Here is a 19,448-nt window from a genome sequence, read left to right as displayed (position 1 = left end):
AAACTAAATGTTATGACTCATGCTTGAATGATAACTTCACTTCTAAGGGTAGCCCATTCTATGAAAGGAATCATCTTCACAGAATTTATGGATTTGGTCGAAGAAAAGTTTGGTTTAGATGCGCTTGACCAGTTATTGTCAGACGCTGGTGATGAAGGCCTTTATACTGCCGTAGGTAGTTATGACCACAGAGATTTGGTACGTTTAATTGTTCAACTCAGTAAGCAAACAGGTATTGCTGCCGAAGAATTGCAGAGAGTATTTGGTCAGTCGGTATTTGAAAATCTATATCAATCCGTACCAGAAAAGAGTAGTTTACAACGCTGTAAAAACTCCATTCAATTCATCCGATTAGTTGAAGATTATATTCATGTTGAGGTGAAAAAACTCTATCAAGAAGCCAATCCACCTCGATTTGAATTTATTTCTGAAAATGAAACCGAAATGGTTTTTGATTATAAAAGTGCCCGCTGTATGTCTCACGTCTGCTTAGGCCTCATTGAAGGGTGCGCTAAGCATTATGGTGAAGTGGTTGACATCGTAATGCACAACAATGATAAAAGTGGCAACGATGTGAGATTTAAGGTCGCTGTAGTAGGGTAAGTTAATGGCTAGCCAAGGTGCAATAGAACGAAAGCTTGCAAGAGAGATAGCGGCGCGAAAACAGGCTGAATTGCTATTAGAGCAAAAAAGTCTCGAATTGTACGAAGCCAATGAGCAGCTAAATCTTGTATTGAGTGAGCTCAAAAGGCAGACTCATATTGATCTACACAAACTTCAATTTGAAGAGCAAATCAATGAGACATTACTCTATTTTGGTCGAGCTTTTTTGGGGCGTACCCTAGACGATGGCTTATTAGCCAGTCTCTTAGAGCGTTTGGATGCATCATCAGCGCTAGGCCATTCGGGAGTATTTTTGGTTTGCGATACGGTGTTGACAGTCAAAGCGAGTCAGTTTGGTTCCAGTAAGACAAAGAGCACTGAAGCCATCAAGCCTTTTGTAGTTTGGCAAGGTGCACAGCTCTCATTGCCATTAGAAGTTGATCATCAAGTCGTTGGAGAGCTGTCGGTTGAGATCCTTGATCAAGATATAGAAGCTGAATTCATCGTTAGCCAGTTACGCTTGGTCGCAGACCTATTATGCAGTGCCATCAACCGACAAATTATACTGACGAGTAATCAGCAGGCGAGAGCCAGAGCAGAGGAGTCAGAAAAGGCGACCAAAGAGTTTGTGGCCATGATTAATCATGAGTTACGAACACCGTTGAATGGTCTACTAGGTAGCGCTGAATTGCTCTCAGATACTTCGCTTGATGAAGAGCAGCTCACATTCCTTACTAATCTTACTCACTCGGGAGAACTACTTCGTCATATCATCAACGACATTCTTGATTTTAGTAAGATGAGCGCAGGGATGATGGAACTCATTCCTTCTCAGTTTTCTCTCGTCGATCTTACCAATATGTTAGACAGTGTGTTTGTAAATAGGGCGCTTGATAAAGGAATTAGTTTTGGGATTGACAGCTCTAAGAAAGTGCCCGCCAATCTAGAAGGTGACTTTGATCGTCTGTGCCAAGTGCTAATAAATGTGATTGGCAATGCTATCAAGTTCACTATAGAAGGAAGTGTTAGCGTTATTATTAAGTGAAGGAGTGGCAAGCTTCATATACAAGTTAAAGATACAGGGCTTGGTATCCCCAAGGAAGCCCAAGCACTTTTGTTCAATCCCTTTGTGCAAGCTGATTTAACGGCAAAACGTAAGTTTGAAGGTACTGGGCTAGGCCTCGCGATTTGCAAAAACTTGGTCGAACTCATGGATGGAGAAATTGATTTTAGTAGCCAAGAAGGAGTGGGGACTGAATTTGATATTGTGATACCCCTAAAAATTCCTGAAGTCCAAGAAAAGCAACACAAGAACCATATTCAAAGAGTCGAAAAACAACTGGATACCTTATCAATCTTGGTGGTGGATGATATTCGAATGAATCAGGTCATCTTCAATCAAATGATGCGAAAAATTTCGATAATTCCAGACATTGCTAATAACGGTAAAGAAGCGATAAGTTCTGTGTCTGAGCGAGACTACGATATTATTTTCATGGACTGTAGAATGCCGGAAATGGATGGGTTTGAAGCCACTGAGTTCTTACGCGGACAAAAATACACTAAGCCCATTATCGCGCTTACCGCTGGCACGACCCTCGAAGAGCGAGAAAAATGCATCCAGAGTGGTATGGATGACATATTAAGTAAGCCATATACCGCGAAAGAACTAAAGCTGATGATTGAAAAATGGGCTTAGTTTATTCTGACCTAATTATTCTCTAATATAGGTAAAATCCTACAAAGTTTATCGAGAGTTTCTTGATATTCAGCACAGCTTAGGCTGTCTGCTACAAGCCCGCCTCCTGCCCAAACATAGAGGTGATTATTTTCTGCGATAAGAGTACGTATGGTAATACTGGTATCCATGCTGCCGTGGCGGCTAATGTAGCCAATGCTACCGCAGTATGCACTTCGACGATGTGGTTCGAGCTCTTCTATAATTTCCATTGCCCTAATTTTGGGCGCGCCTGTTATAGAGCCTCCGGGAAAGCTAGCGCGTAATAAATCGGTTGGTGAATAATCATGGTGTAACTCGGCTCTAATCGTACTAACCAGATGATGGACAGCAGGAAAGCTCTCAATGTCAAACAACTTTGGCACATGGACAGTGCCAGGTTTTGCAACTTTGCCAATATCATTTCTCAGCAAATCAACAATCATAAGATTTTCAGCTTGATCCTTTTCCGCTTTGGCAAGCTCGTTGGCTTGAGCTGAATCTGTATGAATACATGTATGACGCGGACGCGTTCCTTTTATTGGTTTAGTTTCAATTTTACCAGCGCTGAGACGAAGGAAGCGTTCAGGAGATACACTTAAAATGGTGCTTTTGTCTGTGCGAATGAAAGCTGAGAAAGGGCCTTGGTTAAACTGTTCTAGTTTTTGGTATGCTTGCCATTCACAGCCTATGTACTCAGCGTTAAAGCGTTGCGCTAGGTTGATCTGATAGCAATCCCCAGAGTGTAAGTAATCTTTGACTCTTGAGAAACGTTCCACATACTCTTGCTTTGTCATGTTAGACTGCCACTCAGATTTTAGAGCGAAGTCGGGATTTAATATTGAGTCTTGGTTGATGAGCCATGCATAATGTTCATCGACATTTTCGCCCACAATATAGGCCGTCTTGTTTTGATGATCGACAACGACAGCCCAGCTGTAAATTCCTACCGCCATATCTGGTGTGGTTAAGTCTTGCTGGGCAATTTGTGGTAGTTGTTCGACCCTTCGCCCGAGATCATAAGAGAAATATCCTAATGCGCCTCCAATAAAAGGCAGATCTCCCTGATAGTCAAGTTCAGGTAACCACTTGTTTTGCTGCTGTTCTAGAAGCAGGAAAGGATCATCACCAGATTCAAATTGACCGTCGGGGTTGATCACTTGAGTTGTTTGCCCGTAAGTGACGATTTTCACCAAAGGTGTGGTGACTAAAACATCGAAACGGCTATCCACATGATTTCTTGAAGCCGAGCGAAGCAGCATAGCCCATGGTAGGGAAGCAATGTTATTAAAAAGCTCTATTGATAAATCTGGTTGATAGTTAAGAGGCTTGATTTCTAGGCAATTTGACGTCTTTTGATTCATTTGTTTTTTTTGTGACAAAGAGATGGTTCAGTGCGTAGCAAGAGAAGTGAAGCAAGAGTATCATACTGCGACCTATCGCCGCTACAATGATGTTTATAATAACAAGATAGCCTCAGCTCATCTAAACTTGTGGTTAGAAGCAAGAATGTAAGCTGAACTATACACAGCGGCATCAAAAGGAAGCATAACTATAACGAGGCATGCAATGACGGTAATTCGCAAGCAGGATGTGATCAGCAGTGTGGCTGATGCACTTCAATATATTTCTTACTATCACCCTCTAGACTTTGTTCAAGCCCTTGAAGAAGCCTATAACAAAGAGGAGAGCCAAGCGGCCAAAGACGCTATTGCTCAGATTTTGATTAACTCTCGCATGTCTGCAGAAGGCCATCGGCCAATATGTCAAGATACGGGTATTGTTACCTGTTTTGTCTATATCGGAATGGGCGTTCAGTGGGACAGTACAGATATGACAGTCCAGCAGATGATTGATGAAGGTGTTCGTCAAGCCTATAACAACCCCGATAACCCTCTGAGAGCATCAATTTTATTAGATCCAGCTGGGAAACGAATTAATACCAAGGATAACACACCAGCTGTTGTTCATATTTCAATGGTGCCGGGTAATACAGTTGAAATACAGATTGCAGCTAAAGGTGGCGGTTCTGAGAATAAAACCAAGATGGTCATGCTTAACCCATCCGATGATATCGCAGAATGGGTCGAAAAAACCTTACCTACCATGGGAGCGGGTTGGTGTCCGCCGGGTATGTTAGGTATTGGTATTGGTGGTACTGCTGAAAAAGCCGCAGTATTGGCTAAAGAGTCCTTGATGGAACATATTGATATTCAGGAACTTATTGATCGTGGTCCTCAAAATACCGAAGAAGAGCTTCGCCTTGATATCTTTAATCGAGTCAACAAACTAGGTATTGGTGCACAGGGATTAGGTGGTTTAACGACTGTCGTAGACGTTAAAATTAAAACAGCACCTACTCATGCGGCGTCGAAGCCTGTTTGCCTCATTCCAAACTGTGCGGCGACTCGTCATGTACACTTCACTCTTGACGGCTCAGGTCCAGCAGAGTTAACCCCTCCTAAGTTAGAAGATTGGCCAAAAATCACTTGGGAAGCGGGAGAAAATACGCGTCGTGTTAGCCTAGACACGGTAACCAAAGCCGACGTTGAACAATGGAAAACAGGTGAAACCGTTCTGCTTTCAGGTAAGATTTTAACGGGTCGAGACGCAGCTCATAAGCGTATTCAGGGTATGCTTGAAAGTGGTGAAGGGCTACCAAAAGGTGTTGACCTAAAAGGTAAGTTTATCTATTACGTTGGCCCTGTAGATGCAGTGGGTGATGAAGTAGTTGGCCCTGCAGGCCCCACGACCTCTACCCGCATGGATAAGTTTACTGACATGATGCTGGAAGAAACGGGCATTATGGGCATGATAGGTAAAGCTGAACGCGGCCCAGCAACTGTCGAATCGATCAAGAAGCACAAAGCGGTTTATTTAATGGCAGTTGGTGGTGCAGCTTATCTTGTCGCGAAAGCGGTGAAAAAAGCCAGAGTTGTCGCATTTGAAGATCTAGGTATGGAAGCGATTTATGAATTTGAAGTCGAGGATATGCCAGTAACGGTTGCTGTTGATTCTAATGGTGCCAATGCTCATCAAATCGGCCCAGATACTTGGAAAGTTAAGATTCAAGAAATGGAATCTCAGTAAAGGTTGCCATCATACCTGATTTTAATAATATTAGGTATACAAAGAGTTATAGGGTGTAGCTTAGCTGCACCTTTTTTTGTTTCGTATCTATCTTAACTCGACATAACGTAAGGAATATTAATGCCTCGATTTATCCGAATTTTACAAACCATTATCGCTGTACTTATTGGCTGCTTTGTCGGCTATGACATGATTTTTTATGGGGTGAGCGTCTTTGACCAAAAATATGTACGCTTAACTCTGGTGTTATTTGTTCTATTAGAATTATCTTTGTTTGTTATCTATAAGCTTACAGAAGACGACTAAGTACTGTCCATTACCGTCTCAGTTCATAATTTCAATAGCTTAGGCCTTCATTATCTTTGTTCATTTCTGGTTAAGGTAAATAGAAGTAAGGTAATGAAGAGTTAAAATGAAGAGGCCCTTAATGAAGCAATTGCCCCGAGAATTGAATAAGTTTATTAGTCGCAGTATAGACTCCCATGTTCGTATTGCTGTGACGGGTTTATCCCGTGCAGGTAAAACGGCGTTTATCAGTTCTTTAGTCAATCAATTACAACATGTTTCGACCCACGATAATCTCCCTCTACTCGCTTCTGCTAGAGATCAACGCTTAATTGGAGCCAAACGAGAACCCCAAGTAAACATGATGGTGCCTAGGTTTGCCTATGATGAAGCGATGGTGCAGGTTTTCGCACAGCCACCTTCTTGGCCTGAGCCAACTCGTGATGTCAGTGAAATTCGCCTTGCACTAAAGTTCAAATCGACCAAAAAAACTAAGAAGTTGCTTGGTAGTAGTTCGGTACTTCATCTTGATATCGTGGACTATCCTGGTGAGTGGCTGTTGGATTTACCTTTGTTGAATATGAATTTTCATCAGTGGTCGCAAACTCAATTTGCTGCACTTAAAGGTCAACGAGGCGAGTTAGCCAAAGACTGGATTGGGATACTTGAGTCATTATCCTTGTCTTCTCAAACGAATGAAAAGTCGCTTGAGGAGGTCGCAAAAGCTTATACTCGATATCTACATAAGTGCAAAGATTCCGGTTTGCATTGGGTACAGCCCGGTCGTTTTGTTCTGCCAGGTGAACTGGACGGAGCGCCAGTGTTACAATTTTTCCCTTGTCAATATGATGAAGAGGATAAGATTCCTAAGGACTCAAACTTGGCAATGCTGATCACGCGTTATCAAGAATATCAGCAGAAAGTAGTAAAAGCTTTTTATAAACATCACTTTTCTACCTTTGACCGCCAGATTGTATTAGTAGATTGCCTGCAGCCACTCAATGCTGGTGATGAATCATTTCTTGATATGCGTCAAGCGATTGAGCAAATAATGCACAGCTTTAAGTATGGTCGGAGCAATATCCTTAAGCGTCTTTTTGCACCCAGAATCGATAAAATACTGTTTGCCGCGACTAAAGCCGATCATGTGACTCCAGAGCAACACCCTAATTTAGTCTCACTACTACAGCAGATGGTGTATCCAGCTTGGCAAACGGCGGCATACGACAATATTGAGATGAGTTGCATGACCATAGCATCAATACAAGCTACACAAAGCGGGTTTATTAGCCATGGTGGAGAGTCAGTACCGGCAATACAAGGAGTGACGACCGAAGGAAAGACATTAACTATATTTCCAGGAGAGGTACCTGCAAAACTACCCAAACCTGATTTTTGGCAGGAGCATGAATTCAATTTTTATTCTTTTCGGCCTATGTCTGAATCTGAAGATGAACCCCTGCCGCATATACGTATGGATAAAGCGCTGGAGTATTTGATTGGAGATAAGCTCAAATGAAAGATTCTCATAACAATTTGAAAACACAGCGTATCTATACCCAAGTCTTAGAAGAGAAACCAGAGATGGGCGATGATGAGCTCACCTCTCAACGCCAATTTGACGATAAAGACACTTTTGTTTTGGCAAAAGTGCAAGCAGAAGATATTGGTGATGATATTGAAAAGAGTATTGAACAAGTGATTCGTCCGCCAAGGAAAAGACGATTTTTATTGAGAGGACTTCTTGGGGCTTTTACAGCGTTAATCGCATGGCAATCAGTCGACACATTGACTAGCGCCATTCAAACGCAAGATTGGTTGTCGGTTGGATGGATAGGCTTTATAGCAACGCTTGCTGGTTTAGGTTTTATCACTCTGAGCAAAGAGCTATGGGCTCTGAAAAAACTGCGTCATCAATTTAGCGTACAAGATAAAGTCGAGACACTAATTACTAACGACAGTGTGGGGCAAGGAAAAGCATTTTGTGAGTCTCTCGCCAAAGAAGCGGGAATTAAATTGACCAGTCAAAGTTATCAGAGGTGGCAAAAAAGTGTAAATCCTTCACACAGCGACTCAGAAATTATTGAAATGTATGATGCCATTGTCGTATCAGAGCAGGATACACAAGCCACCAAAATAGTGACGAAATATTCGACTGAATCCGCAGCGCTTGTTGCGATAAGCCCTTTAGCGGTAGCGGACATGTTACTCGTTGCATGGCGAAGTTTTAAGATGGTTGAGAGCTTAGCTCAGGTTTATGGTATCCAACTTGGCTATTTATCTCGGTTAAAGCTTTTTAAGTCAATCCTCATCAATATGGCTTTCGTCGGTGTGAGTGAACTTGCAATAGATGCCAGTATGGATTTGCTTTCTATGGATCTTACAGCAAAAGTATCAGCTAGAGCAGGGCAGGGGCTTGGCGTTGGAATTTTGACTGCAAGAGTTGGATTAAAAGCGATGTCCTTGCTACGTCCTACACCTTGGTATTCAGGAAGACAAGTAAAGCTTGGTGCTATTCGTAAACATGTTGTGGAAAAAATCGCCGCTCTAACAATCAAATAGCGTGATTGTGAAGCTGGTAATGTTGCTTTACTTGACGAGAAATTTTGCTTGGGGGAAACTACTGTCAACTTTTCCTGACACCTTAGACTAGGGACTTTCCCAGTGCGTTTAGAAGTAACATGTGAAGACAGACTCGGCCTTACCCGTGAGCTATTAGATATTCTGGCTTCTAGAAATATTGATTTACGCGGCATTGAAATCGATACCACGGGTATTATTTATCTGAATTGTCCAGATATTGATTTTGACACTTTTAGTGAATTGATGGCAGAAATTCGCCGGATCACAGGTGTCAAAGATGTGCGAAAAATTCAGTTTATGCCCATGGAGAGACATAATACCGAGCTGATATCTCTTCTCAATAGCTTACCCGAACCAGTGCTTGCTATTGATATGAAAGGCCACGTTGATATGGCAAACCACGCAGCCTTGAGTTTGTTCAATTGTGAACAGGAGGAAATGATTGGTCATCCAATTGTGAGTTTATTGCCCAACTTCAACTTTTCAAATTGGACAGAGGGCAAAATTACTCGTCATCGAGAAGATGTTGTGATTGGTGGTCTAGACTACTCCATGGAAGTGATGCCTGTATACATCACTGCCGAGTCGAATGAATCCGTCTTAGCAAGTACAGTGATGATCATTCGATCAAACCAAGAAAAGCCAGTGCTGGTGGATTCTCTACCAGTTCATAATAATCTTGGCTTTGAGCATTTTGTTGGTGTTTCTAATCGCCACAAAGCGCTTATGGGACAAGCTAAGAAGCTTTGTGTTTTAGATCAACCGTTACTCATTCAGGGTGAAACGGGAACAGGTAAAGAAATGCTCGCCAGAGCATGCCACAACCGTTCACACCGAGCTGCAGCGCCATTTATGGTATTGAGCTGCGCGTCTATGCCTGATGATGTCGCTGAGACGGAACTGTTTGGTCATGCGCCTGGTTCATTCAATCATGAGCAGGGGCATAAAGGCATTTTTGAGCAAGCAGATGGCGGTACGGTATTTCTTGATGAAATTGGAGAGATGAGTCCTCATCTACAAATCAAGCTTCTCAGATTACTCCAAGACGGAACGTTCAGAAGAGTTGGAGCAGAGCAAGAGATCCATGTTGATGTTCGAGTGATAGCATCAACCCGGCATAACCTAGGTGAGCTGGCGGAGTCTAAATCATTTCGAGAAGACTTATTCTATCGCCTCAATGTGTTGACTTTGAATATTCCCGCTTTGCGCGAGAGGCCAAATGATATCGCACCACTACTGGATTTATTTGTGTCCAAATACGTCAAACAATTAGGTGTGAAAAAACCAGATCTTAGTGAAGATTTGGTTGACCAATTGGTGAGTTATCAATGGCCAGGTAACATGCGTCAATTGGAAAACATGGTGCTAAGAGCGTTAACCGAGCTTGATTCAACAACTTTGACTGTAGATTTATTCCACCTTCCTCAACTAGATAACGCTATTGCGACGGGCCCGACCATAAACTTAGATGGCTCACTAGATGAAATCATGAAGGATTATGAATCGCAAGTATTGGAACGTTTGTACCAGTCTTTTCCCTCTAGTCGAAAACTTGCGAAAAGGCTCAATGTTTCTCATACCTCGGTGGCAAACAAATTGCGTGAATACGGAATAAGAAAGAGCTAATGGAACGAGTAAGTACCCCTAGAAATGTGTATGAGCAAGATGAGAATATCATCTTGCGCACTGCTGAGCCGACTGACGGTAAACTGATATCGGATTATTTTATTGCGAATAAAGACTTTCTCAAGCCATGGGAACCAAGCAGAGAAGAGGCTTTTTATTCTGAAGCGGGCTGGACTAAAAGACTTATCAAGCTTCATGAACTTCATCGGATGGGGCTAGGCTACTATTTGATCATTTTAGATAGTGAATCGGGTGAAATGATGGGAACCGTCTCTTTTAGTAATGTATCCCGTTTTCCATTTCATGCATGTAACTTAGGTTACTCTTTAGCCGAAAATGCTCAAGGTAAGGGCGTTATGACTAGGGCGATGAGATTGGCAATAAAGTATATGTTTTCTATACAAAATGTTCATAGAATAATGGCGGCTTACCTTCCTCGAAATCATAAAAGTGAAGCAACGTTAATGCGCCTTGGATTTAAAAAAGAAGGCATGGCGAAAGACTATTTGCTCATCGATGGAGTGTGGGAAGACCACATCTTGAGCTCATTAGTTAATGACAATTGGACAGCGAAGTGAATCGTATAGAAAAGCAGTTATCTTTGATCATGGAGCTTGATCAACTGAAATCAGTGTTAAGGCGAGCGCGGGTAAAAAGTGCGGAAGATCGGTTAGAAAACAGCGCAGAGCATAGTTGGCATGTCGCTCTTATGGCTATTTTGATGGAGGAGCATGCCAATGAACCTGTGGATATTGCACGAGTCGTCAAAATGTTACTGCTCCACGATATCGTCGAGATAGATGCTGGTGACACTTTTGCCTATGATACTCAAGCCATTGAGTCGCAAAAGGGTAAGGAATTGGCAGCAGCTAAGCGACTTTTTAATATGTTACCTGAAGATCAAAGTGAAGCATTGCTTAGTCTTTGGTGCGAATTTGAAGATGCAAAATCAGCCGATGCTAAGTTTGCTAAAGCGCTTGATAGGTTGATCCCAATGCTGTTGAATTACCACAATGGCGGAAAAGGCTGGTTAGAGCACCAAGTGACGAGTACCCAAGCATTGACTGTAAACCGCAAAATTGAAAGTGGTTCCCAAGCTTTATGGGAGCAAGCAAAGAAAATAATTCATGATGCTACCGAGAAAGGGTGGCTTAAAGCCTAACAAGGAATACGAATGTCATATCTTCCTTTGGACGAATACCAAAGAAAATGGATTTTTACTCATCACTCCATGCCTGTTTCTGAGCAGGATTTGGAATCCATAAAACCTATGACACAAGCTCGCTCTTCCCAGCTTTGGAAGGAAAATATCAGTGCTCATAGCCCTGATGCTGAGCGTCTTAGCTCTTCTGATTGGCCGATGAAAGAGACGAACTGGAAAGAAACATTAGATTGGATGGTTTCCTGGGAGTCAGATCATGATGCTTTACCTATCGGTGTCGAGGAATTTCTTGATTGGCAAGATGATGTAACGATTTACTTTTGCTACGAAAAGTACAACGTCATTGAAACTAAATGGTCGGTGTTCAAACGATACTGGAAAAACTTTCTGTTTTACGATGACGGCCCTATTTTGATAGGCCGCCGACGAAAAGAAGCGCTATGGTTTGATAGCAAAGGTAATGTAAAACTCGGATGGCGTAAGTAAACGTGTTAATTATTGCTCTTATAACAAAGCCCGCTATAAAAGCGGGCTTTGTATTGTTTGAACGCTATTTTTCATTCAGTAAATCAAGGAAAAATGCATACTCGAGAGCGTCCTCTTTTAAACGTTTAAAGCGACCAGAGGCACCACCGTGGCCTGCTTCCATATCTGTCTTAAATAGTAACGCATGATTATCTGTCTTCATCTCGCGTAATTTGGCGACCCATTTCATAGGCTCAAAATATTGCACTTGTGAATCGTGTAGCCCTGTCGTGACTAACAGGTTTGGATAATCTTGAGAGCTAACATTGTCATAAGGCGAGTAGCTAAGCATATAGTCATAATAGGCTTTTTCGCCAGGGTTCCCCCACTCATCATATTCGTTGGTGGTTAACGGAATAGATTCATCAAGCATGGTTGTTACCACGTCGACAAAGGGCACATGAGCTGCTACTCCTCGGTATAGCTCTGGTGCTTGATTGATTACCGCCCCCATCAATAGGCCGCCTGCGGAGCCTCCAACCGCAAAGACTTTATCTTTTGAGCCATATCCTGCTTTGGTTAGTTCTCGTGTTACATCAATAAAGTCGTTAAAGGTATTTTGCTTGGTAAGCTTTTTACCATCCTCATACCAAGGTCTACCAAGCATCTCTGAGCCCCTGATGTGTGCGATAGCAAAAACAAACCCACGGTCTAACAAGCTTAGGCGTGCTGAACGAAATGATGGGTTTATGGTTGTTCCATATGAACCATAGCCGTATTGGTATATTGGGTTAGTGCCATCTTTTTTAAATTTGTCCTTTCTGTATACTAGAGATACAGGGATCTGTTTACCATCTCTTGCTGAGACCATGATTCGTTCAGACTGATAGTTACTCGCCTCAAAGTCACCGAGTACTGGCATCTGTTTGAGTACTTCAGGCTTACCAGTGGTAAGGTCAAAATCATAGTAGGTTCCAGGTGTGGTCAGGCTGCTGTAGTAAATCCTAACTTTTGAGTTTTGAAGCTCATAATTACCTGTAAAGTAGGCAGAAAAAGCACTGTCGTTAAACTCTAGCGGGAACTCTTTGCTTGTTGAAAGCTGACGAACTTTAAGTGTTGATAAGCCGTCTTTGCGCTGTTCGTAGACGAGGTGATCGTCAAATAGGGTAAAATCAACCAGTAGAGTATCTTTGTCAGCAGCGATCACATCTTGCCATTTGCTGCGGTCTTGAATATGGTCTTTTTCCACTCTCATTAGGCGGAAGTTTACCGCCTGATAATTGGTGTAGATGTAATACCAGTCATTTAGTTTAGCGATGCTATATTCAACGCCTTCTTCTCTTGGATAAAATGCTTTAGCTGTGGCTTTGGGATCGTTCGCATCAATAATTGATACACCGCTAGTTTCGGTGCTGTAGTGAGTTATGAATACTTGCTCACCATCTTTACTTTTTCCAAGAGAGGTATAGTAGGCATCGTCTTGCTCTTCATATATTAATGTGTCGCTGCTTTGTGATGTGCCCAGAACATGACGGTAAACTTGGTAACCTAATAGGGTTTGGGGATCCTTTTTGATGTAATAAAAGGCTTTGTTATCATTTTGCCAAGCGATATCACTTTCAGCACCTTCGACTTTATCGTCTAGGTAGTCACCTGTATCGAGGTTTTTAATCCGAATCGTATAAACACGTCGGCTTAATGTGTCTTCACCATAAGCCATGAGAGACTCATTTGGGCTTACATATAATCCGCCGACATTGAAGAACTCGTGCTCTTTTGCTAATTTGTTGGCATCGAGTAAAACTTCCGAGTCTGTCCCTGCGAAGTCTTTGGCACGTCGATATATGGCGTATTCGTTGTCACCGGATACCTGGCTTGAATAGTAGTAGTTACCTTCCTTCACAGGAACTGAACTGTCATCTTTGGCGATACGACCTTTTAGTTCTTCAAATAGCTGTTTTTGCAGTGCTTCGGTATGATTTAAAACCGCATCAGCATACTGGTTTTCTTGCTCAAGGTGCTGCAAAATTTCTAAATCTTTACGTTGGTCGTCCCTCATCCAGTAATAATTATCAATCCGAGTATCGCCATGATTTTCTAGGGCACGAGGGACTTTCTTTGCTATCGGTGCTTGGGTTTGTTGGGCAATCAGTTCTACTTGGGATGGTTGAGTCATGGTGTTAATTCCTTGGTTGCTGCAGCCAGTGATCAGTATCGCTGAGACAGCTAATGCAGTGAGGGAGAAACGCATCAAAGCTCCTTAAATTACGCTCAGAATGACAATTATGCGTACCTGGATGATAATGCTTTTATATCAGTAGGATAGGCATAAATATTTACTCGGTGGCCTGATACGCTAGCAAACAAAAAGCATCGGATCAAACATTATCAGGGGTAATGTTTTTTACCGTGTGGCATTCATAAAAATTAGAAAAAGGATAGACAAATCATTTCGAGTAAGTTAGAAATGTAGACGTTATCTTGCTGACGAGGAACTTATCTATGAGAAAAACCTACATTGCTTCATCTCTAATTGCATCACTTGTAACGCTCAGTGTTTACGCCTCTCCGATCACACCTGAAGAGGTAGAAGCAGCTCAAAAAGGTTGGGGTGAAGGTATTATCGCAATTGGCAAAGCAAAAGATGCTCGCAGTGCTGCCATTAAGCATATCGACAAGTTTTATGCCTATGATTTAGGTACTGTACTTTTCAAGCCGACGTTGGCAGTTGAAGATCAATTTAGACATTCAAAATCTGAAGCGCTTTCTTATTTTGTTGGTGGCGAAATTAAAGAAGATAATGGCTTTGCTCTAGCGCCTTATACTAATGTTCGTTGGGAAAATGAAGGTGTCATTACAGATAAAAACTCCGACATGGCAATGGCCATGGGCAATTACTTTTTCACCAAAACCGATGGTCAAGAAGTGAAAGTAGAGTACACCTTTGGTTACATCAAAGATGATGCTGGAAATATAAAAATCAATCTGCATCACTCATCTCTGCCATATAGCCCCAAGTAAGGCTAATAGTTAGTAACCTAACTAAGGCATATGCGTTTATCGGCCCGTTATTAATAGCATAACGGGCTTTTTTGTTGTTAGCTGATTTGCTGAAAGGTAATTTCACTAAAATGAGGGTTATCGGTCAGGGCTGTCATTGATACTAAGGTTGAGGTCGGAATTTGTATGTCGCCACAGGGAGTATCAATAACGATACACTCTCTGCGCTGGTGATCATAGTTGGTTGTTTTCGCTTTCCCTTCAAAAACTTGAGCAGACTCTGTAACTAAGCGAATAGGAATGTGATAGAGACAGGCTATTTCTATATAATCGTATTCGCTACAGGAAATCATGGTTAATCCTTATAAAATAGCGCCAGCCAAATAGTTTCTTCATCGGGAGCAGTATAGCTCACTCTGTGTTTAGTATGGGCCGGAATGTTAAGATTATCACCTGCTTTTAATTCTATTTCTTCTCCATTGGCGTATTGGATTTTGGCATAGCCAGTCAATACTAGTACCCATTCATGCTCGTCCTGATCGTACCAAAAGTCGGGCTCAGAACATTGTCCTTTGGAGACAATACGCTCAAGACGAAATTGACTCCCAGTAACAAGGTCTTCAAAGACTTCATCGGTTAAGTCGTTGGGTAGAGATGAAAGAACATTCATCATGTTAAACCGTAAAATCAAAGACGATAATATCTTCAAGGATTGGTCTAAAAATGTCTTTCAAATCGTCATGTTTAGGGTGGGGGAGATAACGTTTACGACCTGCCTCATCAGTGAAGGTCATCACAACGCAATGGGTATAGTTTTTATTCTTACCTTCGAGGCTATCGTTTAGTCCCCATTCTACATGTTCAACTCCCTCAATAAGATTAGGCATACATAAAAATGACTGTTTAAGTTCTTCTATCTGTTGGGGAGTTGCGTCAGCCTTAAATTGAATAAGCAAAATGTGTCTTATCATTTTAGAATCTACCTAATTTCTTTCATAAAATTTTTATCGGTTAATAATACAGCGTTAGGTTAACGGTGCAAACTTCGATTTTTGTATTCTTTACCTCTAACTTTCCGAGGTTTCGAAGCTTTTATTCTAAGTAACACTATTTTGAAGAGAGGTAAATAGTGTTACTTGAAATGGCTAGGTTGGTAATGCTACTGACTTGATTCTAGTGTTTCTACCCTTGCTTTTAACTCTTTAACTGATTCTAAAAGTACCGGGATCAGACCAATATAATCTACCCGTAAAGTGCCTTGTATATCACGCTTTGCAAGCTCAGGTAACTCAGATTGTACCTCTTGGGCAATGACGCCGTACTCATATTGGCCAGACAAGTGGCCTTGAATGCTATCGGGGCGCCAAGAGTAGCTGTATCCATTAAGGCGGCTGATTTTATCGAGGCTGTTTAGTAAAGGTTGGATATCACTTTTTAAATTAACGTCACTAATTCTAGGCATACTATTGGTCGGAGGTATATATCCAGCGGCGATAGAATAAGTATTGGTTTCTTGGTCAAAGAGCATAAACTTATACCATGAACTCAAAGAGTTTTTGGCTGGTTGAGCCAGATATTGACTGCCAAATTCGGTTTTACATTGTTGATTAACATCAATATAGCTAGATCTTAGGACCAAAAAATAGTCCCCACGATACTCATCTCTTTCTACCCATGAACCATTAATGGCGACTTGCTCTTCATTATCATCCTCTAGCCAATCCCAGTGGCTTCCATCAGGTTTGGAACAGAACACATTAGATTCATCGGCCAGCACATGACTCGATAATATGACACAGAAACTCACACTTAATATCAAATTAAATAACTTCATCGCTTCCTTATAAGCCACTAATAAATTGTGGTTATTGTATTTTTATTGATCGATTATGCAAGTTGATTAGTATATTTTTGGCTATTTTTGTGAATCGTTCAATGACATTGCTTATTTATTAATAACGAGACTAAGAGAGGAAATAATAAAAAAGGCGAGCAATTGCCCGCCTTGATTAGGAAAGTTTATTGATTTGTCATTTCATAGTGGACTTGTTTATTGAAGTTTGAACTAGGTATGGAGACATTCAGCTCCAAGCTATCAGGCAAATTATCATTATCGTTATTTTGATATTGGTAATTGTATGTGGTTTCAACCTCACCGACTGTTTGCTTGAGTGTCTTGATGGGCTTAAATGCTAGGCCGAAAAAGTCCATATCCACTTTCCACTCTTTGACTGGGTCAACATAGTAAACGCCATAGATTGAAGCATCATCAAAGTAGGTCATTTCAATGGTCTTTGTCCCTTGTGAAAAAATCTTTTGAGTGACTTTTTTGATCTCACCATCTGGATGATACCGAAGTAATAACGTGCTTTTCTCTCTAGGTGATGACATTTTTACTTCACGAATTTTTCGAAGCTTTCCGTCGTCATGGTAGGTGTAGTGAAAATTTTTGACCGTCATATCATCGCCAGACAAAGGTGTCTGTATGCGTTGAATTAGCTTATTGTTTTCGTCGTAAATGTATTGGATGGTATAGGTTGCGATTGGTGTACCGTTGAGATCAGCAGCCTCCTTGTGAAAAACTTGCTTGGATTCTGACGTTACCTGTCCTCTATCATTATACTCATATATAGATATGAAATTTTCTTTGGTGTGCCTGACGTAACTATTAATTGGGCCTTGTTTCATTAGCGCACGAGCTGATGTTAGCCAGCCATCGCTATTATAAGAGTAATCGAAGGTACTATCAGCGTAATCACGTTGTGTAACACGGCCGAAGTCATCGTAAAAATATGAAGAAGCGATGGTGGTTTGGCCGTTGTCGGTTTTTGAAATTTGAGCCAGACGGGACGAGTTTGCTTGTACGGCATTTTGGTTAACATAGTCTTCGAAGACAGAATAGTGCTGGTACGCGTTTGCGCTAAATGCAGAAAAAATGGCCAGGGCTGCAAAGCTTGCTTTTAAATTCATAATTAAAGCCTGTTAGTTATCGTTCTATTTTCCGGAATGAGCATTCATTCCATTTATATTCTTTCTAATCGTTTAATTGGAAAGAAACACCAACCTAGCAAACAAAAACAATATTGTTAATAAAAATCATTATCACTTGCGTTTGAAAATATTAAGTAAATGTTTCAAAGGCTTAAATTTAACGAATCCTAATTTGATAGCTAAGGGCTTTATTTCAGTATCTTCAATGAAAAAAGGCGAGTATAAACTCGCCTTAACGGTTTTATTGATTTGTCATTGTATAGTCGATTTGCTTGCTGAAATAAGGTGATGAAACGTTCAATTGTAAACTGTCTGCCAAGCTATCATTATCGCTATTTTGATATTGGTAACTGTATGTGGTTTCAACTCCGCCGACAGTTTGCTTGAGTGTTTCAATAGGTTTAAAAGAAAGGCCAAAGAAGTCCATATCCACTTTCCATTCCTTTACAGGGTCAGAGTAATATGGGCCGTATACAGAAGCATCGTTTATATACGTTAATTCAATGGTTTTCTCTCCTTGAGCGAACAGGTTTTGTGTTGCTTTTTTGATTTCACCACTCGGATAGTATTGCAGCGATAGACTACTTGTTTGTGCAGGTGTTGATTGTTTTACCTCTCGGATTTGTTGTAATTTGCCATCGGTATGATAGGTGTAGTAGAAGTGCTTCGCCGATGTTTCATCACCTGATTGAGGTGTCTGTATACGTTGAACCAGTTTACCGTTCTCATCATAAACATATTGAATACTATAGGTTGCGATCGGTGTGCCGCTCAGATCAGAAGCCTCTCTATGAAAAACTTGCTTTGTCTCTGACGTCACTTGCCCTTGGTCATTGTACTGATACGAAGAGATAAAGTTCTCTTTGGTATGTTTAACGTAAGTGTTCATCTCCCCGTGTTTCATCAGTGCGTGTGCTGATTCTAATAAACCATCACTGTTATAGGCATAGTTTAAAGTGCTATCAACGTAATCACGCTGTGTTACTTGGCCGAGATCATTATACGAATAGGCAGCCGCTGTTGTGGTTTGGTTGTTATCTATTTTTACTATTTGACTAATGCGAGCGGTATTGGCTTGCACTGAACTTAAATCCACATAATCCTCAAAAACAGCATAATGTTGATATGAGTGAGCGTTAAAAGCAGCAAGAAGAGCTAGGGTTGTTAAACTTGTTTTTATAGTCATAGTTTAAAGCCTGTTATTTATTGTTTTTTTAATTAATAGGGAAATACTTTTTCCCATTTATTTCCCTTTCAAATAGACCACTTGAAAGGAGATATGAAACTAACAGCTTATATTCGCGGTGTTAATACCTAGAATTGATATACACATTGTTTAATATTAACAAAATGTTTCTGAAAGAAGCTGAGCCAAGCTTAGATATACTGCTAAAAGGCTTGTTGAAAAAGGCTATCTCTTAAGGAGGGTAGATAGCCGTTCGTTTGGAGGGGGGAGTATAGATACTCACTAGTTTAATCTGAACTAACTGAGAAATCGCTGTATTGATAACTTCCGTCATTCTGCTCTTTATAGAAAATACACTCTACACCTGCTTCACGGAGCATTGTAATAGCAAGCCGACCTATTTCATGCCAATCAGTATGGCCTTCTTCAACTTTCGGAGCTTCAAGTTCTGATAGTGGTTCTACAGCAAAAATTCGTTTAATTCCAGATTGGATAATTGGCCCAGCACATCTTGCACATATTGGTTTCCCAACAACATATAGATGACCATCAGCAGCTCTCGAACCAGCAGCTACAATAGCATTTACTTCGGCATGTACGATGATGTTCAGTTTTGTTTTCTTCTCATCATACCGTTCATCATCTTTAACACCGAACGGGAAACCATTGTAACCAAGGGTTATATCTCTAATGCCGTTCACTTAAGGTGAGCGGCATTGTTTTTTCTGGGGTATCGGCTT

The 19,448-nt window shown here is 41.2% G+C and carries 19 protein-coding genes and 1 pseudogene; 11 read left to right on the top strand and 9 right to left on the bottom strand.

Annotated features, from left to right (window positions below; genetic code table 11):
- Positions 1-60 precede the first annotated feature (60 nt).
- Positions 61-603 (top strand): heme NO-binding domain-containing protein, encoded by a 543-nt coding sequence (locus AAFM34_RS13115; RefSeq protein ID WP_341663517.1) that lies wholly within the window; start codon positions 61-63, stop codon positions 601-603.
- Between the two features lie 4 nt (positions 604-607).
- Positions 608-2,302: pseudogene (locus tag AAFM34_RS13110) on the top strand (ATP-binding protein).
- Positions 2,303-2,313: 11 nt separating this feature from the next.
- Here the strand turns inward: AAFM34_RS13110 and pabB are convergent.
- Positions 2,314-3,684, bottom strand: coding sequence for an aminodeoxychorismate synthase component I (gene pabB / locus AAFM34_RS13105; protein ID WP_341663515.1), 1,371 nt, complete (start codon positions 3,682-3,684; stop codon positions 2,314-2,316).
- A 205-nt stretch (positions 3,685-3,889) separates the two neighbouring features.
- On the opposite strand from pabB, the gene AAFM34_RS13100 reads away from it, so the two are divergent.
- The 8 genes from AAFM34_RS13100 (at position 3,890) to AAFM34_RS13065 (ending at position 11,552) form a co-directional block, all read left to right on the top strand.
- Positions 3,890-5,410: a fumarate hydratase gene (locus AAFM34_RS13100; RefSeq protein WP_341663514.1), complete on the top strand. Its 1,521-nt coding sequence runs from the start codon at positions 3,890-3,892 to the stop codon at positions 5,408-5,410.
- A 120-nt stretch (positions 5,411-5,530) separates the two neighbouring features.
- Positions 5,531-5,716 carry a hypothetical protein gene (locus AAFM34_RS13095; RefSeq protein ID WP_341663511.1) on the top strand — a complete coding sequence of 62 codons (186 nt, stop codon included), beginning with the start codon at positions 5,531-5,533 and terminating at the stop codon, positions 5,714-5,716.
- A 121-nt stretch (positions 5,717-5,837) separates the two neighbouring features.
- Entirely contained in the window at positions 5,838-7,214 is a 1,377-nt protein-coding gene (locus AAFM34_RS13090; protein ID WP_341663509.1) for a YcjX family protein, read from the top strand.
- Positions 7,211-8,257, top strand: a complete 1,047-nt coding sequence (locus tag AAFM34_RS13085; protein ID WP_341663506.1) for a TIGR01620 family protein — start codon at positions 7,211-7,213, stop codon at positions 8,255-8,257. The genes AAFM34_RS13090 and AAFM34_RS13085 overlap by 4 nt, the downstream gene beginning before the upstream one ends.
- Before the next feature lie 102 nt (positions 8,258-8,359).
- A complete protein-coding gene (tyrR, locus tag AAFM34_RS13080) occupies positions 8,360-9,904 on the top strand; it encodes a transcriptional regulator TyrR (protein WP_341663504.1) in 1,545 nt (514 codons plus the stop codon).
- On the top strand, positions 9,904-10,482 hold the full coding sequence (gene rimJ / locus AAFM34_RS13075; RefSeq protein WP_341663502.1) for a ribosomal protein S5-alanine N-acetyltransferase: 579 nt from the start codon (positions 9,904-9,906) through the stop codon (positions 10,480-10,482). The genes tyrR and rimJ overlap by 1 nt, the downstream gene beginning before the upstream one ends.
- On the top strand, positions 10,479-11,066 hold the full coding sequence (locus AAFM34_RS13070; protein ID WP_341663500.1) for an HD domain-containing protein: 588 nt from the start codon (positions 10,479-10,481) through the stop codon (positions 11,064-11,066). The genes rimJ and AAFM34_RS13070 overlap by 4 nt, the downstream gene beginning before the upstream one ends.
- Positions 11,067-11,078: 12 nt before the next feature.
- A complete protein-coding gene (locus tag AAFM34_RS13065; RefSeq protein WP_152430620.1) occupies positions 11,079-11,552 on the top strand; it encodes a DUF2947 domain-containing protein in 474 nt (157 codons plus the stop codon).
- Between the two features lie 64 nt (positions 11,553-11,616).
- On the opposite strand, the gene AAFM34_RS13060 is transcribed toward AAFM34_RS13065, so the two are convergent.
- The gene (locus tag AAFM34_RS13060; RefSeq protein WP_341663497.1) at positions 11,617-13,782 is read right to left on the bottom strand and encodes a S9 family peptidase; all 2,166 of its coding nucleotides are present in this window, start codon (positions 13,780-13,782) and stop codon (positions 11,617-11,619) included.
- A gap of 251 nt (positions 13,783-14,033) precedes the next feature.
- Between AAFM34_RS13060 and AAFM34_RS13055 the strand changes: the two genes are divergently transcribed.
- A complete protein-coding gene (locus AAFM34_RS13055) occupies positions 14,034-14,552 on the top strand; it encodes a hypothetical protein (RefSeq protein ID WP_341663495.1) in 519 nt (172 codons plus the stop codon).
- A gap of 77 nt (positions 14,553-14,629) precedes the next feature.
- Here the strand turns inward: AAFM34_RS13055 and AAFM34_RS13050 are convergent, their stop codons facing one another.
- The 7 genes from AAFM34_RS13050 to AAFM34_RS13020 form a co-directional block, all read right to left on the bottom strand.
- A complete protein-coding gene (locus tag AAFM34_RS13050; protein ID WP_341663493.1) occupies positions 14,630-14,884 on the bottom strand; it encodes a Rho-binding antiterminator in 255 nt (84 codons plus the stop codon).
- 2 nt (positions 14,885-14,886) lie between these two features.
- Complete coding sequence (locus tag AAFM34_RS13045) at positions 14,887-15,201, bottom strand: cupin domain-containing protein (protein WP_341663542.1); 315 nt, start codon at positions 15,199-15,201, stop codon at positions 14,887-14,889.
- A 4-nt stretch (positions 15,202-15,205) separates the two neighbouring features.
- Positions 15,206-15,502 (bottom strand): Dabb family protein, encoded by a 297-nt coding sequence (locus tag AAFM34_RS13040; RefSeq protein ID WP_341663492.1) that lies wholly within the window; start codon positions 15,500-15,502, stop codon positions 15,206-15,208.
- A 188-nt stretch (positions 15,503-15,690) separates the two neighbouring features.
- Positions 15,691-16,365 carry a tail fiber domain-containing protein gene (locus tag AAFM34_RS13035; protein WP_341663490.1) on the bottom strand — a complete coding sequence of 225 codons (675 nt, stop codon included), beginning with the start codon at positions 16,363-16,365 and terminating at the stop codon, positions 15,691-15,693.
- 185 nt (positions 16,366-16,550) lie between these two features.
- Positions 16,551-17,501 (bottom strand): hypothetical protein, encoded by a 951-nt coding sequence (locus tag AAFM34_RS13030; RefSeq protein ID WP_341663488.1) that lies wholly within the window; start codon positions 17,499-17,501, stop codon positions 16,551-16,553.
- A 262-nt stretch (positions 17,502-17,763) separates the two neighbouring features.
- On the bottom strand, positions 17,764-18,708 hold the full coding sequence (locus AAFM34_RS13025; RefSeq protein ID WP_341663486.1) for a hypothetical protein: 945 nt from the start codon (positions 18,706-18,708) through the stop codon (positions 17,764-17,766).
- A 287-nt stretch (positions 18,709-18,995) separates the two neighbouring features.
- Entirely contained in the window at positions 18,996-19,409 is a 414-nt protein-coding gene (locus tag AAFM34_RS13020) for a deaminase (RefSeq protein ID WP_341663484.1), read from the bottom strand.
- Positions 19,410-19,448 lie beyond the last annotated feature (39 nt).

It is taken from the genome of Vibrio sp., assembly GCF_038138445.1.
In the GTDB taxonomy this organism is placed as follows: domain Bacteria; phylum Pseudomonadota; class Gammaproteobacteria; order Enterobacterales; family Vibrionaceae; genus Vibrio.
Note: the sequence above shows the minus strand (reverse complement) of the source record. Positions and strands in the feature narration are given on the sequence as shown.

Excerpts from the sequence above, each read along its gene's own strand:
- AAFM34_RS13115 (WP_341663517.1), top strand. The coding sequence starts at position 61 with ATGAAAGGAATCATCTTCACAGAATTTATGGATTTGGTCGAAGAAAAG.
- pabB (WP_341663515.1), bottom strand. The coding sequence starts at position 3,684 with ATGAATCAAAAGACGTCAAATTGCCTAGAAATCAAGCCTCTTAACTAT.
- AAFM34_RS13100 (WP_341663514.1), top strand. The coding sequence starts at position 3,890 with ATGACGGTAATTCGCAAGCAGGATGTGATCAGCAGTGTGGCTGATGCA.
- AAFM34_RS13095 (WP_341663511.1), top strand. The coding sequence starts at position 5,531 with ATGCCTCGATTTATCCGAATTTTACAAACCATTATCGCTGTACTTATT.
- AAFM34_RS13090 (WP_341663509.1), top strand. The coding sequence starts at position 5,838 with ATGAAGCAATTGCCCCGAGAATTGAATAAGTTTATTAGTCGCAGTATA.
- AAFM34_RS13085 (WP_341663506.1), top strand. The coding sequence starts at position 7,211 with ATGAAAGATTCTCATAACAATTTGAAAACACAGCGTATCTATACCCAA.
- rimJ (WP_341663502.1), top strand. The coding sequence starts at position 9,904 with ATGGAACGAGTAAGTACCCCTAGAAATGTGTATGAGCAAGATGAGAAT.
- AAFM34_RS13065 (WP_152430620.1), top strand. The coding sequence starts at position 11,079 with ATGTCATATCTTCCTTTGGACGAATACCAAAGAAAATGGATTTTTACT.
- AAFM34_RS13060 (WP_341663497.1), bottom strand. The coding sequence starts at position 13,782 with ATGCGTTTCTCCCTCACTGCATTAGCTGTCTCAGCGATACTGATCACT.
- AAFM34_RS13055 (WP_341663495.1), top strand. The coding sequence starts at position 14,034 with ATGAGAAAAACCTACATTGCTTCATCTCTAATTGCATCACTTGTAACG.
- AAFM34_RS13050 (WP_341663493.1), bottom strand. The coding sequence starts at position 14,884 with ATGATTTCCTGTAGCGAATACGATTATATAGAAATAGCCTGTCTCTAT.
- AAFM34_RS13045 (WP_341663542.1), bottom strand. The coding sequence starts at position 15,201 with ATGAATGTTCTTTCATCTCTACCCAACGACTTAACCGATGAAGTCTTT.
- AAFM34_RS13040 (WP_341663492.1), bottom strand. The coding sequence starts at position 15,502 with ATGATAAGACACATTTTGCTTATTCAATTTAAGGCTGACGCAACTCCC.
- AAFM34_RS13035 (WP_341663490.1), bottom strand. The coding sequence starts at position 16,365 with ATGAAGTTATTTAATTTGATATTAAGTGTGAGTTTCTGTGTCATATTA.
- AAFM34_RS13030 (WP_341663488.1), bottom strand. The coding sequence starts at position 17,501 with ATGAATTTAAAAGCAAGCTTTGCAGCCCTGGCCATTTTTTCTGCATTT.
- AAFM34_RS13025 (WP_341663486.1), bottom strand. The coding sequence starts at position 18,708 with ATGACTATAAAAACAAGTTTAACAACCCTAGCTCTTCTTGCTGCTTTT.